The sequence below is a fragment of the Paenibacillus sp. P2(2022) genome (assembly GCF_029522175.1).
Lineage (GTDB): Bacteria > Bacillota > Bacilli > Paenibacillales > Paenibacillaceae > Paenibacillus > Paenibacillus polymyxa.
In genome coordinates this window covers 395,667-412,597 of the sequence record NZ_JAKWFI010000004.1, presented here as the reverse complement: position 1 = coordinate 412,597, position 16,931 = coordinate 395,667, and the positions used below count along the sequence as shown (strand labels likewise).

At 44.7% G+C, this 16,931-nt stretch carries 15 protein-coding genes; 13 read left to right on the top strand and 2 right to left on the bottom strand.

Annotated elements, in window-relative coordinates; genetic code table 11:
• The first annotated feature begins 30 nt into the window (after positions 1-30).
• The 12 genes from MMB75_RS16165 to MMB75_RS16110 all read left to right on the top strand — a co-directional run bounded on the left by MMB75_RS16165 (position 31) and on the right by MMB75_RS16110 (position 13,464).
• Positions 31-2,760: a beta-glucosidase gene (locus MMB75_RS16165; RefSeq protein WP_025364118.1), complete on the top strand. Its 2,730-nt coding sequence runs from the start codon at positions 31-33 to the stop codon at positions 2,758-2,760.
• 187 nt (positions 2,761-2,947) lie between these two features.
• Positions 2,948-4,465, top strand: coding sequence for a glycoside hydrolase family 30 protein (locus tag MMB75_RS16160; protein ID WP_025364119.1), 1,518 nt, complete (start codon positions 2,948-2,950; stop codon positions 4,463-4,465).
• Positions 4,466-4,770: 305 nt separating this feature from the next.
• Entirely contained in the window at positions 4,771-5,439 is a 669-nt protein-coding gene (locus tag MMB75_RS16155) for an S-layer homology domain-containing protein (protein ID WP_025364120.1), read from the top strand.
• 100 nt (positions 5,440-5,539) lie between these two features.
• The gene (locus MMB75_RS16150; RefSeq protein ID WP_025364121.1) at positions 5,540-6,028 is read left to right on the top strand and encodes a hypothetical protein; all 489 of its coding nucleotides are present in this window, start codon (positions 5,540-5,542) and stop codon (positions 6,026-6,028) included.
• Positions 6,029-7,395: 1,367 nt separating this feature from the next.
• A complete protein-coding gene (locus MMB75_RS16145; RefSeq protein ID WP_225164846.1) occupies positions 7,396-7,704 on the top strand; it encodes a hypothetical protein in 309 nt (102 codons plus the stop codon).
• Between the two features lie 35 nt (positions 7,705-7,739).
• The gene (locus MMB75_RS16140; protein ID WP_025364123.1) at positions 7,740-8,189 is read left to right on the top strand and encodes a hypothetical protein; all 450 of its coding nucleotides are present in this window, start codon (positions 7,740-7,742) and stop codon (positions 8,187-8,189) included.
• Positions 8,190-8,671: 482 nt separating this feature from the next.
• Positions 8,672-9,013 carry an iron-sulfur cluster biosynthesis family protein gene (locus MMB75_RS16135; RefSeq protein ID WP_025364124.1) on the top strand — a complete coding sequence of 114 codons (342 nt, stop codon included), beginning with the start codon at positions 8,672-8,674 and terminating at the stop codon, positions 9,011-9,013.
• Positions 9,014-9,158: 145 nt separating this feature from the next.
• Entirely contained in the window at positions 9,159-9,716 is a 558-nt protein-coding gene (locus MMB75_RS16130; protein ID WP_025364125.1) for an SLOG family protein, read from the top strand.
• 156 nt (positions 9,717-9,872) lie between these two features.
• Positions 9,873-11,738: a rhamnogalacturonan lyase gene (locus tag MMB75_RS16125; protein ID WP_442604714.1), complete on the top strand. Its 1,866-nt coding sequence runs from the start codon at positions 9,873-9,875 to the stop codon at positions 11,736-11,738.
• A gap of 176 nt (positions 11,739-11,914) precedes the next feature.
• Positions 11,915-12,148 (top strand): hypothetical protein, encoded by a 234-nt coding sequence (locus MMB75_RS16120; RefSeq protein ID WP_025364127.1) that lies wholly within the window; start codon positions 11,915-11,917, stop codon positions 12,146-12,148.
• 111 nt (positions 12,149-12,259) lie between these two features.
• Positions 12,260-13,126, top strand: coding sequence for a DL-endopeptidase inhibitor IseA family protein (locus tag MMB75_RS16115; protein ID WP_025364128.1), 867 nt, complete (start codon positions 12,260-12,262; stop codon positions 13,124-13,126).
• Between the two features lie 92 nt (positions 13,127-13,218).
• Entirely contained in the window at positions 13,219-13,464 is a 246-nt protein-coding gene (locus MMB75_RS16110; protein ID WP_016819915.1) for an HPr family phosphocarrier protein, read from the top strand.
• Between the two features lie 89 nt (positions 13,465-13,553).
• On the opposite strand, the gene MMB75_RS16105 is transcribed toward MMB75_RS16110, so the two are convergent.
• Positions 13,554-14,342 (bottom strand): formate/nitrite transporter family protein, encoded by a 789-nt coding sequence (locus MMB75_RS16105; protein ID WP_016819917.1) that lies wholly within the window; start codon positions 14,340-14,342, stop codon positions 13,554-13,556.
• Between the two features lie 90 nt (positions 14,343-14,432).
• Positions 14,433-15,215, bottom strand: coding sequence for a Cof-type HAD-IIB family hydrolase (locus MMB75_RS16100; RefSeq protein ID WP_025364129.1), 783 nt, complete (start codon positions 15,213-15,215; stop codon positions 14,433-14,435).
• Positions 15,216-15,413: 198 nt separating this feature from the next.
• On the opposite strand from MMB75_RS16100, the gene MMB75_RS16095 reads away from it, so the two are divergent.
• Positions 15,414-16,433 carry a WXG100 family type VII secretion target gene (locus tag MMB75_RS16095; protein ID WP_025364130.1) on the top strand — a complete coding sequence of 340 codons (1,020 nt, stop codon included), beginning with the start codon at positions 15,414-15,416 and terminating at the stop codon, positions 16,431-16,433.
• Positions 16,434-16,931 lie beyond the last annotated feature (498 nt).

The window sequence follows — 16,931 nt, the reverse complement described above, 5'->3', positions numbered from 1 at the left end:
ATGACCAAACATCAAGGAGGAATTACAAACGTGAAAGTAAAATCAACATGGGTGTTCCGTATGGTGATGATGACAGTCATTGCGGCTGTTGTGATCGGACCTATGCATATTGCAGGAGCGGCAGGAAGCCGGACAGATCGGCCTTGGATGAACACGTCCATGTCGGCTGAGAAACGGACAGCATTGCTGTTACAAGAAATGACGCTGGAAGAAAAAATAGATCTGGTGACTGGTAAGGTCAACAATTATTATGGATTTTATAATAATTCGATGGAACGGTTGGGTATTCCAGCGTTAAAGATGGCAGATGGACCTGCGGGTGTGCGGATCGCCAATCCGGATGTGCAGGACAAGCAATCAACTGCGTTGCCGGCCCCTATTGCACTGGCTGCAACGTGGGATACTCAGGCTGCCAAACAGTATGGAGATTTGATTGGAGACGAGGCTTTTAATACAACTCATAATGTGGTGCTTGGACCGGGGATGGATATTGCCCGTATTCCATGGGGATCGAGAAACTTTGAATCTATGGGCGAGGACCCGCTACTGCAATCGCAAATGGTGACCGCTTATGTCAAAGGTGTACAAAGCCATCCTGTTTTGGCGACTGCGAAACATTACCTTATGAATAATCAGGAGACGGAGCGTTTCACGACAAATGTCAAAGTCAGTGACCGTGCGCTGCATGAAATTTACATACGCCCGTTTGAGGAGGCTATTGCCAAGGCAGATTTGGGCGGAGCTATGTGCTCCTTTAACAAGGTCAACGGCGAATCGGCATGTGAGAACAAGACCATCCTGACAGACCTTTTGAAAAAGGAAATGCAATTCAAGGGCTTCGTGATGAGTGATTATGGCGCGAATCTGAGTACAGTCGAATCGGCAAATAGCGGCTTGGACCTGGAAACACCGGGAACCCCTTATGGTAAATGGGGAGATCAGCTGCTGGATGCGGTCAAGACTGGTAAAGTAAGTGAACAAACGATTGATGATAAGGCTAAGCGTATTCTGGTGCAGATGTTCAGTAAAGGTTTGTTTGATCACCCGGCTCAAAATAATCAAATTGATGCCCGTGACCATGGTAAAACAGCCCGTCAATTGGCTGAGGAAAGTATGGTGCTGCTTCAAAATAAAAACAACGTATTACCGTTGTCTCAAGATAAACTCAAATCCATTGCTGTGATTGGTCCAGATGCAGATAACGGCACCGTGGCAGGCGGAGGCAGTTCGTTGGTGAACCCGACGTACACGGTGAGTCCGCTGGAGGGCATTCGTAATCGTGTAGGCAAAGGAGTTACCGTCCAGTATGCACCGGGCACGGATCCTATTTCTGCGGGGGACATTATGCCAGGTCCATCAGCTGTTCCGTCATCGTTGCTGACCACATCCGATCAGAAAGAGAATATCAGTGTTGGATATGCGACTTATGGCGATGCTGAGCAGGGACTGCGAGGCGAATACTGGACGAATAACAAGATGGAAGGCAATCCGGTTCTTGTGCGCAATGATGATCAAGTCAATATGAACCTTGGCTTTTATAATTATCAGGGTTTCAATGCGAAGTCCCCTAAAGTTCCCAATACACCAACGACCCTGAACGGTTTGATATCTGCACGCTGGACAGGGGCTATTGCAGCTCCCAAGGATGGTGACTATGCATTGTCATTAACCAGTTTGGGATCAAGCAAGTTGTATATTGATGACAAGCTATTTGTAGATAATCAGGGTACGAAGCTGGAAACAACGAAGAAAAACATCTCGTTCAAAGCGGGGGAAAAACATAAGATACGTATTGAATATCGTGCCGATTATCCGACAAATGGTCGCGATTCTGGCGGTATGGTTCGTCTGGGCTGGGAGCCTCCAGCAGATACGACAGACAAGCTGATTGACAATGCTGTAAAGCTGGCCAAAAGATCGGATGTTGCGATTGTGGTCACGCGTACGTATGAGAGTGAAGGCTATGTGGAGCGTTCCGATATGGAGCTGCCGAACAATCAGGATCGGCTGATCCGTGCGGTTGCCGCTGCCAATCCGAAAACCATTGTGGTACAAATGAGCGGCAGAGCTGTGCAAATGGACACCTGGCAGGACAAAGTTCCTGCGATCGTACAGGCATGGTTTGCTGGTCAAGAGCAAGGGAATGCCATAGCGCGCGTCTTGTTTGGGGATGTAAATCCTTCTGGCAAGCTACCGGTAACCTTCCCGGTTAACGAGCAGTCTACACCTGTATCCTCACCGGAGAAATTTCCGGGAATCAATGGAGTGGGTGACTATTCAGATGGTATTTTTGTAGGCTACCGTGGATATGAAAAATCGGGTATCCAACCTGCGTTCTCCTTTGGACACGGTTTATCCTACACGACTTTCGGATATAGTGATTTGAAGGTAAAACAGCATGCGAGTGGAAAGAAATCCGATCGTACAAGTTCAGTCGAGGTTTCGCTTAAATTGAAAAACACTGGGAAAAAAGCTGGAGCTGAGGTTGTACAGGTATACAGCGGTAAGCTCCCGACCAATGTAGAGACCCCATCCCGTCAACTGGCAGGTTGGGCCAAGGTGGAATTAAAGCCGGGCCAAGAGAAGAAAGTCCGCATTGAGCTTGACCCGAAAGCTCTCTCTTATTGGGATGAAAAATCCAAAGCATGGGTTATGCCATCTGGTGAAGTTCCGATTTATGTAGGCAGCTCCTCTCAGGATACAAGACTGACAGGAAGTGTTACGATTCCGGCAACCTCTACAGAAAAGGCAAAAAAGTAATCCCGTTATATTCCTTTTAAAGTGGTTAAATTTCAAGAGAGCACGGGCACTAGCACCGGCTCTCTTTTTGCTATAAGTAGGTAACCATTCTAATAGGATCTAATAGGTATGCAAAGGGAAAACCTAGTGAAAGCTGTAATAGTAGGAACGATGGAGACAGGATGATTATAGAGAGAGGAGGATATAGATGAAGAAACTCCAAAAACAACGACGTTCTGACTTCTTGCTGCTTATAGTTGCAGCTATCATCTTGATTGGTGCTATTCTGGTCAGTCTGGCTATGCAGAATGGTGTGAACACGGCAGGCGAAAAGAATGTCAGTATGTGGCTAACCACACCGGACCCCGCGAATCGTCTAACACAACAAGCCCCAATTCCATGGAGAATAGACGACAGTAACGAAGCTGCAGCGAGTGCGGATACACTGACGGTTGAGATTAGACCCAATATTCGTTACCAGACGATGGAAGGGTTTGGTGCAGCCGTGTCCGGTTCGTCCGCATATCTGATGAATCATGGCATGTCTGCCAATCAACGTGACCAGTTGCTCAATGATTTGTTTACAGCTGGCGGCATTCAATTAAGCTATATTCGCCATACCATTGGAGCATCAGATTATTCAGTGGATGAACAGGGACAACCTAGCAGCTATACTTACGATGATGTGGCAACCGGCAAGGACTATGAGCTAAATCATTTTTCCATTGCCAAGGATCGGGATGTGATCGATGTGCTGAAGCAAATTCTGAGAAGAAACCAGGATCTACGGATTATGGGGACTCCTTGGACGGCCCCGCCCTGGATGAAATATGGTGAGCAGATATATAACGGCTGGTATTTGGATTATACCGATCCGCGTGTCTATCAGGCGTATGCTGACTATTTTGTTCGTTATATACAAGCCTTTGCGAACGAGGGAGTCCCAATTCAGGCGATTTCCATTCAAAATGAACCGGAATTCACCACGTCCAAGTATCCCAGCATGAGTATGGGAGCAGTGGAGCAGGCGAAATTTATCAAGCAATACTTAGGCCCTGCTTTAAGTCGAAACGATTTGTCTACCCACATTATTGCCTTTGACCATAACTGGGATACAGGGAGTGAATATGCCAAGACCGTGCTGGGAGACGAACAGGCTCGAAGCTATACGCACGGAACAGCCTTTCATTGCTACCAAGGAGAGCCGACAGCGATGACAGACGTGCACGATGCTTTTCCGGATAAGCCTGTTTATATGACAGAATGCAGCGGAGGAGCATGGAGCCCAGGCTTTGGAGATGATTTAAGCTGGGATATGTCCAAGCTGATTATTGGTGCACCTCGAAACTGGTCGCAAAACGTCCTCTTTTGGAATATTGCACTTGATCCATCCGGCGGTCCGGCCAATGGTGGATGTACCAACTGCAGAGGTGTAGTGACCATCGACCCGTTAAGCGGTGCCGTTACAAAAAATGTAGAATACTATGCGATTGGACATGCCAGCAAATTTGTTCGTCCAGGTGCGGTACGTATTGATTCTACCCACTATAGTGGAAGTATCGAAACAGTCGCTTATCGTAACCCCGACGGTACGCTGGTCCTGATTGCCGCCAATACGGGAGAGAACACCAAGACCTTTAAGGTTCGGCAGGGAAATCACGTTTTCAAATCAACCCTTCCATCCAAGTCAGCAGCTACCTTTCAATGGGAGCCTACAACTTCCTGATACGGTCTCTACATCAATGTTTATAAAAATTTTAGAGTGCTTAGCCCTAATTGGCTAAGTGCTCTTTTTTTCTCTATCAATTTTCAATTGTGAATAAATAAAATTTTAATGTTGTTCAGAATCGGTTCAGAAGCGGATGATAAGATCTTTTCACTAACAAAAGAATGAACCGTGAACGAGGAAAAACTGGTGATCAAGAACCAATAAAGAATGGCAGAAGGCGCTAATTGTGACGTTGCTGGCAGGTATGGCATGAAGACCACAGCTTTGTTCATGTGGAAAAGAAAGGGGACACGTCAGTAATTGTGAGTAAAGCGAATACAGTATCTTTTACCGATCAATCCAATATGTCATCCCAAGCGTTGCAGGTGGTACAGGAGGCTGTGAAGCAAGGGCTGATCACCGGTTATCCAGATGGCTCATTTCAGCCAGATCAACCACTGACGGGTAAGGAAATGGCCGCTTTGCTGGCTAATGTACTTAAGCTTGCCGTAACGGCGAAAGCAGTAACTTTTAATGACACACAGGGGAGTTGGGCCCTTCCTTATATAGAGGCGGTGCGTGCGGCAGGTCTAATGACTGAGGACCCAACGGGAGCTTTCCACCCGGGTGCTCCGGTGAGTCATGAGGAATGTGGCAGTTCTATAACGAATCCAACACCCACACCTAACCATGTACCTGTTACAGCCACAGTTCCTCCCGATCAATATGGCATTGTAGGTTCTGAAGATACACTAGTAGATTTAAAAAATGTATTTTTTGGTGCTGATCAGGATGAGCTATCGTATCGTGCGATCACTTCAGATGTAAACGTAGTAAAAGCAGAAGTAGCAAGTCAACAGCTTACGTTAAAGCCCAAATCAGCAGGAAGCACACAGGTGTTTGTGACAGCAGAGGATGGGAAAGGTGGTAGAGCGAGCGTGTTTTTCACCTATACAGTCACTGGCTCTACTTATAGCTCAACTTTGATCTAATTAGATGTTACAAAGCTGGACGTTCACGTTGTATTTAGTGGTACCGCCTGGCAGAGCGACTATATTTCAGGTTCATTAGGAACCACAGGAGGCATTTTTTTTGTTCTTTTCACAATATGTCGATGGTGGAGACGGTCGCATCGTGCTGCAATTGTTTTACAACCGAGAATGTGACTTCTCTCATAAAATAGAAGGATATGAGCTGGAGGTTCACCAATTCATGAAAAATACGAACCGCATGAACGTGTCCAGCATAGCGCTATATCCGGTTAACCCATTAATACCGTATCTGATCATAAACAGCATCTTTTACGATTTTATAGATGTTACAAATGTTTCCTATTTTAATCAAGAGGGTCATTTTTATAACCCAAGCGAATTTAATACGGTCGCATATGTACTAAAATATCATGGAACTGTGGTAGATGTGCTTGGAGAGCCTCATTCGCAGGATCAATTGTTTCCTCAAGGTGGGACATTTGTTCGTAAACAAGGTATAACATGCGGATCGCCCGTTTTTAATCAGCAGAATGAGTGGATTGCATACCCGAAAGGTACTTATCAATATGTGGGAAGGCATACACCTTAATTGTGTATATTGGGGGGAGGCAAAAAAACTTCGAACAGAAAAGCTGAAGGTTTTCACTGCATGTATCTTACAATATTTGGCAGACTTACTTTTGCGAAATTAGTTTATAAGGATTGCTTGGTAAAAAATTAGAGATTTCCATACAGATTTGGTTGGGATGCTTCTAATGGAGAAAGATGTGTAGTTATGCATGAGTGATGCTTGGCAGTAGCTTGCTTTTCAACGTTTCCCATCAATCCACCGGGTCATATTTTCCGGCTAACACAAGAGTGGAAGAATTGTAACAAAAGATTAAGACTTCGATGAGCGAGAATTATAGTATCCTTGAATGAAAGTTCAACACTCCAAGGAGTAGTTTTCCGTCGCGGTCTCTACTCCTTTTGGCATTAAGCTAAAGGGAAACGTTTGTTTAATCAAACAGCGGTAGTCTAGGACTTTATTTTCTCGTCCAAGGCTGCTGCTGTCTTTTTTTTGGGGGACAATCGGATACTTATTTTATCGAGTTTGCCGATTTTGAAAATTGAAAAGACGCTAGACTAGATATACAGTTCCAAATATTTTACTTACTTATGCTTATGCCAGGTATTTTTTATGATGTAGTTTTCCTATATTTGTAACCAAATCGTTTTTGCCTCTGTTAACTTCCCTCGTGTCCTCAATGCAATTGAAGTAGCGATCCGTTATCAATTTTGATTGATTTGTCTTCTGTTATTAGTACAAGCATTTTTCATCCTCTTAGCATGTAATAGAGCATGAGGGGAGGTGAATCCAATTGGCTAATACACGTCGTCCAGTAAAAAAGAAAATAACGCAATATAACTCTCCAGAACACAGATGTCACAGAAGATGTCGCAGAGCTTGCTGGTATGGTGACCACTGGGATCTTTGCGAGGAATGCAGAGTAGACCATAACGGAAACAACAACAGCTCGCGCAAAAATAGTGGTAAAAGCAGCGTTGTGAAGAAAGTGAAAAAAATCAAGAAAACTTGCAAATGTGGAAAACGATAAGTAATCAAAAACATCTGTTAGCGCTTAAAAGCCTTCTCTGTTAATACAAGAGGGGGCTTTTAAGGTTATAAAACCACAATAAAAAACATATCGGGGGATATATCATGGGATGGTTAGCAGAGGGCGTAAAGAAGAAAACAATGACCATTCGAGAGTCTACGACATTATGGAGGCATACAATACATATGAAAAATGTATCTATATCACTAAAGCGATGAAAATAGTAAACACCTGGATTAAAAACTGTGGTACTAAGATTAAAAATTCCATTTTTATTTCCTCCTTATTAAGACCCTAAACGATGTATAACTGTTTTCCTAAATTTCTAAAGATCAAAAAATAATGGTAAGAGGGAATTTTGAATGAAGAAAAATGGTTTACGCTACTTGCTACACTTACAATGGTGGCTGCATTAGGTACTTCTGTATCCGCTGCACCTGTTGTTCCGTCGGCTGATACTTCAGTTTCGGTTTCTGCTTCTGAAGCTTTAACAAAAGATCAAGCTACATCCGAAACTGCTGTCGATCAATCCGAGCAAGAGGCTCAAAAAGTTGTCACAAAATACTTAACTGCTATGCACGAAAAGAATTTTTCGGATGCAGTAATAGAACTGATTTTGACAAAATTGAAGTTGTTGGTGCCCAAAAAGAGTCCAATTCGAGTGTAGCAGTTACAGTCAAAGAGGATGGGGAAAAACAAAATTTGAAAGTAATCAAAGATGGTGAAGAGTGGAAGTTAGTTCTTGGTGATGGCAATCCTGCAACCGTTAAAGCACTGAATCCATCTGAAATTTCTACAAATGCGGCTGTAGACTATTATAGACTTAGTGGGGTTCAATATGGAACTGTACTAATTGGGGGCGACGCATTTTCTGTTGGTTCATCCCATTCGGCGACAATCAAAGGATGGCAAGACACAGGTATTAGTGACGTAAAAGCTGTTAATAGATATGAGATTGTGCAAGATGTATGGAATGGATGGAAAGAATGGAGTGTTCCACAGAAGGTATCTGGAAACAGTTCTGAAAAAGATTCTAGTACCTGGTACAGTAGATCTTTTGATGGTATCCCGGCAGGTAGTGGATATCATATCAGAATTTTGAATTGTTTTCATTCAAAAAAACGAACGCTACATTTGAAGCTGCAATGCTGATTGATTGAGAAGTAGGGGGTTCTGGAGAAATCCAGGAGAGCCCTTTTTAATACATGGTTGAAACTAAAGGCTGGTTTTAACCAGCCGGGGTATCTGTAGCAAGTAGACTGACTGATCGACAAGTAAGAGAGCGACTCCCTCTGTTTCATATTTAATAAATAAAAATTTGACATCAATCAAATCATATTTCCCTCGGTTGTCCTCCAAAAAGTCTTGAAGATATCCCATCTCCCACTAACCATTAATAATCCTACTTTTGAGAGCTTCTTTTTCACTAGGAACCATACCTAACAGGAGAGAGGCAATACCTGCTGCCAAGCTAGGTGCAGTGTATCCTTTTGTAAATGCGATCATTAATGATCTCCTTGTACTTAAAGTTTTTAGATGATTATAATGAAAATATAGTTTATATTTAGACTTTTTGAAGTTGTAGAGTCCTAATATATCCAAACACTTCAATTACAAAGGAGAGAATTCATTTCATGAGTATACATTTAGAGTTGGATTCCTTGTCGGTTGAAAGGCTAGCAATGGTCCTTTCAGGACGGCCAGGCATGTTCAAGTTGTTTTATGATACAGAGGATTGTGGATGCAACGGCGTACTTACCGTTTTGGTGATCGATGCACCGAATGCAACCGACACAGCAATTCAGTCCGATTCGTATTCTTTTTGGGTAGATCGGCAGCAGGAGCAGCAGTTCGATAGCCAAATGCGGCTTGAGGCAGATCCAAGTTACCCATCGTTCAAAGTAAGTAGCGATGCTGGTATATTGAGCAGCAATGTTAGAATTCAAGATCGGCGTGTAAACTCGTCCAAGGCGTGATATGCGGAGGTAATAAAAATATTAAGCACCAAAAAGCAATGCTAAATTAACACCAGCTTCCCAAAAACGAACCTTGTTAAGCCCATAGGGCAGAGGTTCGTTTTTACAATAATCTTTATGATAATTTCAGAAGGACGATGAGATGATGAAAAACTTGCTCGTTTCTGGCTATCGTGCCCATGAGCTGAATATTTTTAGTCAAAAGCACGAAGGTATTCCATACATTAAAAAGGCGATTGCAGGCAGACTGATTCCCCTGATCGAAGAAGGGCTGGAATGGGTAATTACCCCTGGTCAATACGGGGTGGACTTGTGGGCTTGCGAGGTCGTCATTGCATTAAAGGAGCAATATCCTCACTTAAAATGCTCTATTATGATGGCTTATCAAAATATGGAGGAAAAATGGAAAGAGGATAAAAAGGAATATTTTCAGCAGATTTGTGCCGAAGTTGACTATGTGGGAGTGGTTAGCCGCCAGCCGTATCAGGGAATATGGCAACTCAAGGCACGGGATGAACTCCTTTTCCGCAAAACAGACGGTTTATTGCTTGTGTACGATGAGGATGCCGGAGAGGGCAGCCCACGTTTTATGAAGGAACTGGCATTGAAAAAACAACAGGCAGAAGGCTATCAATATATCAGTATTAGCTCAGAGGATATCCAAAGCATAGCTGACGAAGAACGATTATTCATGGACCTCTGATTTTTAAAGCATTAGCCCGGATTTTTGAACAAAAAGGACGGAATCGTCCCTTTACAATGATGTAAGCGCTATCATAAGATTTAAACAACCATAACTTATCAGTCATATAAAATAAATTTATTGAAAATACAAACCATGAAAGGAGCTAATGATCAGATGAACAAAAAATTTCGGCATACTGTGTTGCTCTGTCTCGGTGTCATGTTGTGTGGAGTGGTCACTCCAATGGATAGCCCAATCTCAGCTGCGTCTACGAGGCAAATGGAGAAGCTGAACAGGGGAACTGTCGCAGTGAAGGTACCAGAGGGGATACTGGTGAGCTGGCGTTTATTGGGTACGGAAGCGGGTTCGGTTGGCTTCAATCTGTACAGAGGGTCAAGCAAGGTGAATGATGCGCCGATTACATCGAGAACCAACTTTCTGGACAAGGCAGGTACGACATCATCTTCGTATACCGTTCGTGCCGTGGTCAATGGAGCAGAGCAGGCCGCTTCTCCAGCGGTAAAGGTATGGAACAACAACTATCTGGACGTTCCCATCCAGCAGCCTGCAGGAGGCACAACCCCGGATCATGTGAACTACACGTACAATGCCAATGATGCCAGTGTGGGGGATCTCGATGGGGATGGCGAGTATGAGATTGTGTTGAAATGGGACCCTTCCAATTCTAAGGATAATTCGCAATCCGGTTATACGGGAAATGTATTTTTGGACGGATATGAGCTGGATGGAACACGCAAATGGCGAATTGATCTGGGACGGAATATTCGGGCTGGTGCACACTATACGCAATTTCTCGTCTATGATTTTGATGGAGATGGTAAAGCAGAGGTTGTATGCAAGACAGCAGACGGCACGGTAGATGGTACAGGAGTAAAGATTGGCGACGCATCGGCTGATCATCGCAACACGAGTGGATATATTTTGAAAGGTCCCGAGTTTCTAACTGTGTTCTCAGGTGATACAGGCAAGGCTCTTAGCACGATTGACTATGTACCTCCGCGCGGAACGGTGTCCAGCTGGGGAGATAACTATGGTAACCGTGTGGATCGTTTTCTCGCCGGGGTTGCTTATCTGGATGGCGTAAGACCCAGCATAGTGATGGCACGTGGTTACTACACGCGCACCGTTCTAGTCGCATATGATTGGCGGAACGGCAATCTAAGCCGCCGCTGGACCTTTGACAGCAATAGCTCCACCAACGCCGGGACGGCTGGACAGGGGAATCACAGTTTGAGCGTGGCAGATGTGGATGGAGATGATAAGGATGAGATCGTGTATGGCTCGCTGGTTGTAGACGATAACGGGGCGAAGCTGGCTAACACGGGGATGGGGCACGGCGATGCACTTCATGTAGGCGATTTGGACCCGGACCGTTCAGGTTATGAAGTGTTCAAGGTGAACGAGGACAAAAATGCCACTTACGGAGCCGCCATGTATGATCCGCGTAATGGCAACATTTTATGGGGCGTAAAAACAGGCAAGGATACCGGACGAGGCATGTCGGCAGACATTGATCCGCGTACCAAAGGAAACGAACAGTGGGCACCGGGCATCGGGTTACGTTCAGCCAAGGGAGAGCTCATTACCAACACGATGCCGTCCTCCATTAACTTCGGAATTTGGTGGGATGGGGATCTCCTCCGTGAACTGCTGGATCATACCTCCTCAAGCGCTGGTAAAATCGACAAGTGGAACTATACGAACTCGACGACTTCCAACTTGCTTACGGCCACAGGGACGAGTTCCAATAACGGGACCAAAGGAACGCCGTCGCTGCAGGCTGATCTGTTCGGTGACTGGCGGGAGGAAGTCATTTGGCGCAAAAGTGATAATTCGGCGCTTCGTATCTATACAACACCTTATGAGTCAGAACACCGATTTTACACGCTTATGCATGATCCGGTGTACCGCCTGAGTGTGGCCTGGCAGAACATAGCCTATAATCAGCCACCGCACACCGGATTTTATTTGGGAGAAGGGATGTCCAAGCCCCAGCAGCCGAACATATACACTCCTTGATGTGCAGCAGCTCGATAGTGGGGTGAGTGCAGGTTAAATGAATAGTATCAGATAGGGCTCCAGGCTAATCGGGGCTCTTTTTGTTATGGGCATAGAAGAGTACGTATGATTTTCATAATAATGGGAACATTAGTTCCTATTGAGGCAACTTATGTATGAAAAAGGAGGCGGAATCTGTGAGTTCTTTAACGACAGAAAGCATGATCGAGCTCGTAACTAATGTCGGATTCCCTGCAACATTAAGCCTGATTCTGTTAAAATACATTCTCGTCACCCTTAACCGTAGATTGGAGCAGCTGGACCAATCAATGAAGCAAATGTCACGATCCCTGGAAGAGATCGAGGAAAAGCAGGAGAAGCGGTCAGAACCTACGCTCCCGGTAAATACGGACAAACTTCGCGCAGAATGAACAAAAAAAGGCAAATAGAAACAATTTAGCAACCCAATCGAGAAACAAAATTCTTATAATAGAGACGTGTGCAGTTTATGCAGACATATGATTATGGAGGTGTATAGAAGTATGAAAATAAATACGAAACTATCCGCACTATGTGTTGCGGCCACACTTTTGAGCGCGGCACAGGTTGCCGCTGCTGCGCCCGCTGTGTCCGCTCCAGCGAACGCAGCGCAACCAAGCGTCGCCGTTCCGTCAGCTACCGTACCGGCCCAGGTGCCAGCACCAGCAGCATCTGCGTCTGTTACGACGCCGGCTCCTGCGCAAGCGCCGTCAGTTCCAGCAACAACAGCCCCAGCCGCAGGTTCCGTCCAAACGGCTAAACCAGCAGCTCCGTCTGCACCAGCACCGCGCCCATCTACGTCGGTAGCGCCAGCGGCTGTCCCGTCCGTACCATCGACTGCCAAGCCGTCCAAGCCGCAGCAGCCGTCCACTTCGGCGCCAGCTGCAGCTACGGCTACCAGCGTGAATCCAATCCAGCTGGACAAGCTGAACCATGAGAGTGCGATTCCGCTTGTGCTGGAGGCACAGTCTCGTTATCAGTATGCCACCAGCGGTGGCAAATCGTTGGGCCAAGCGTTCCAGTTGAATGGTAAAAGCTACCGCTATTTGTCCGAGGACATCGGCACGAAGACCAAATTGATCAACTATCTGACGCAGGCCTATACCAAACAGGCCAGTGAGCAATTTGTCAGTAAATTTTTTGTTGAGGTCAATGGCAGACTAGCTCAGTTGAATGCAGATGGCGGCAATTTGCTAGAGTTTAGCCGGGCTACGGCGAAAATGGTAACCATGACTCCGGTGAAGCGCAGCTACCTGCTGACCGTGCCTTATCCGGCAGAAGCCAAACAGCCAAACGAGAAAATCACCGTGAATTTTGAAAAGGTCGGCAGCTACTGGAAGGTTAGCTCCGCGCCGCATGTTATTTTCTAAATTAAGATTTTGCAACGTTCTTTATAAATAGGGTAAAGTGATGTTAAGGCTTGTTTCGTAAGCCCTAATTCAACGCAGGGGAGTGCTGTGCAATGATGACACCGATCAAGGTAAAAAACGTTAAGGATATTGAGAAGATCAATCAAATCGTATCCAATTATACGTATGACATCTGGATTCATGGCAAAAGCGGCATGGCAGATGCCAAATCCATTTTAGGCATGTATGTGCTCAAGCTGGATGAGCCGCTAACTCTGGTTGTACCTGACAACGTCAATCCCAAAAAGCTGTTCAAGGAGTTGGAGGAATTTATTCATTTTCCTGCTCAAGCAGAATAAACAGCAAAGAAGCACCTGCAGACACTGCATACGCTATTTTCAAAATGAATGCAAAGAAGCCATGGAACTCAGGTTCCACGGCTTCTTTTTTAATGTTCCTCCTCGTCCAAAAACGGGAGATTCACCGAATAGTACATAACCCCCATAAGCAGCACGCCACCCACCAGATTCCCAAGCGTAACCGGAACGAGATTATGGATGACGCCAGCGACAGAGACCGTACCCGGATGGTCCAGCACGAGCGCAATGGCGAAAGTACACATGTTAGCTACACTATGCTCATATCCCGAAATGAAAAAGCAGAATACAAACAGCATCATAGCGAACATCTTTGCGCCATTTTCCTTCATAAACATCGGCACAAAAAAGGCGAGGCAGACCAGCCAATTACACAAAATAGCGCGGAAGAATAGCTGCATTGCAGGCGCTTCCATTTTATGCTCAACTACGTTCAGCAGAAAGCTGTTCACGCTGGAGGAGTCAAACAGCCCTGTCAGGTATATAAGGAGTGCGAATACCCCCGCACCTAACAAGTTACCTCCATAGCTGGCAGTCCACAATCGAAGCACCTGACCCCAGCGCAGCTTTTTACGGAGCGCAGCATAGGTGTAATAGAAGGTGTTGCCAGTAAACAAATCACCGCCGCCGTACGCGATCAGAATGATGGCTGCCCCAAAGGTGAGCGCCGCCATGGGATAAGTGAATGGAGAATGCTCCATGTAAAAAAAGTTACCCGTCTTGAAGGCGACAATAACGCCGAATCCGATAAACATACTCGCCAGCATGGAACGCGCCAAATACCGGAGCAGGCTTTGCTTGTAAATTTTGTACTTCTTCAGGGCTAGCTGTTCGACATTGCGTAAGCCTTCCGTTTCCATACCAACGACAACCTCCTATTTTCTCATATCTAAGTCATTAAACCGACTTGATTTTTCCCGAAACATGCTCAGCATGTCAAACAAATTCTGTTAGCTTAACAAACCAAGCTTTTGCAGTCCGTATAAAATACCGTCTTCATCTGCGCGTTTTGTGACCATTTTAGCAGCGGCTTTGGCTTCATCACAACCGTTCCCCATCGCGACACTGTTATGTATAGTTGTCAGCATCTCCACATCGTTTAATCCATCGCCAAAAGCGTATTGATTCTCATCGGCAATGCCCAGTCTGGACGTAATTTCGCGAATTCCCTTTGCTTTGGAGCCAGCGTGAGGAACAACGTCCACTGAACTTGGATGCCAGCGTACAAAGTCAAATGCTTTGAATACCGCTTCATAGTAAGGCTCTTCTTCGGCTGTACACATTAACAGCGTCTGATAAATATCTCTCCCTTGGAAATAGAGCGGATCGTACCCAACCGAAATCTTGGCCTTAAGCGTTTGGACCGATTTCTCCACAAGCTCATCGTTAGGAATATTGGCCTTCATGTCCATATGATCCATATATACGAGAGCATGATTATGTGTGAGTGCCAGATCAGTCATCGCTTGCAAGGCTTCTCGATTCAGCGGATTGGTAGCGACGGCTTCCCCACGGAGCACCACATATTGCCCGTTAAAGCTAACGTAGGAATCAATTTCTAACTGCTCGCGGATATCCTTGAACATAAAAGGCGCACGTCCTGTTGCGATGGCTACCTCATGTCCTTGCTCTTTCAAAGCAAAGACTGCTTTTTCTGCCGTTAACGGCATCTTCTTTTCATCGTCCAGTAATGTACCGTCGATATCAAAAAAAATAATTTTTTTGTCTGACATGTCCTTACACCTGACTTTCAATAATATATTGTCGAAATAAACTCATATGGATTCATTATATCAAAGGAACTGCTTCTGGATACACAAATACGTATAAATCCTCATGAATGTCCGACCTCTATAGCTTACAATATGAAATAAGGATTACTGTAAACTTTAATGTCTATCTCCTATTTTCGAAGATGGGATGTGATCACCATGACAAAAATCCAAGTCACACCGGAGCAGCTGGATAACGTGGCCTCCCAATTTGCCAATGCCCACGGCATACTGTATAACCAGCTAAACGGTCTGGATAGCACAATGAACCGCCTTCACAGCCAGTGGGATGGTATGGAGAGAAATCGTTTTTATAATGACTATCGTACAGCTAAATATACGCTTTCTTCTATATTAAATAAGGTTCAATCCATTGAAATTGAGCTGAAAAGCATTGCTTTGAAGTTTAAAAATGCGGATGCTGGGAGCACACGTGGCTTCTGGTCAGCCTTGGCAGCAGCGATGAACGCTAGTGCAGCGCTGGCGGGTAGCGGAGAGGCTGGAAATCATGCTGAAGATATCGTGAATTCACCCAAAAATATAGACGAGTGGGAGCAGGCAGACGCGGATAAATATCATCAATATGAGGAACTATTGAAAAACGCGGAGACCATCGGCGACAAGCAAGTCATACAGAAAATCCACGACCAGATGAATGTCCTGCGGCTGCAATACGAGGACTCGGTTACTCGCACAGATTACAATACAGGAGAGACTTCCAAGATCACATCCGATTCGCTTGTTGCCGTCACTGAACTGACAGGTAAAGACGGAAGCAAAACAGATATATCTATAGATAAAAAAGGAAATATTATAAGTTATGAGCAAAATACGGACAAATACGATTACTGGGTCCAAAAGCATACTCAATCAGCCGGAGAACATGCTCTAGGTAAAACGGCCCAGACCGTTACCGGATATGGAATGGGTCTTATTTTGTCGCGCGGGACTGGCGTCAGTGGAGCAGGTTCGGGCGCAGCCTCCGGCTGGGGGGAACACGTTGTCGGCGTTGGTGGCGGTATGATCAGTGACAAGGTGCTGTTCTCTGTTCCCGATGAGGGAGAAACCCGTACCATGATCTACCGGACAAATAAAGAAACTGGGCATGTCGAGAACATGATCATCGTCACCAAAGGTGAGAATGAAATGAAGTATCGCTATTGGGAGGATTATAACTAGGTCTTGAGCAGTGAGAGATAATAACGTGAATACGAGTATCTATAAAATCTACAGACTTTTTCAAGACTAAGCGAGCGGCAGTGGAAGACTGCGAAACTCATCAGTTGGTAAAATCTGTAGATTTTTTCGTGCGCATATTTCTAAAATTCTATTAGAGTTATTTAATTGTTACATAGTATTTATGATTTAAGCAGCAATTTCATGGGGTAAAGGACATCTGACTCATGTAGTGTCTTTAATTTATGTTTTCAAACTTAGAGCAATCTGAGCTTAAGAGCAAGGTTCAAAAAAAGAGTTTAATATCATAATTTGGATAAATATAATAATATAATAAACGTGTATATTTGTTTATCTTTTAAAAATATTTAACAATTGCATAATTTAATTTTATTTATTTTTATGTAGTGAAAATAATGAAAAAAGCTATTCTTTCAAGAAAACGACTTTATCTAATGATAATCAACAAATTTCTACATTTTGCGACCTTTTATTTACAAA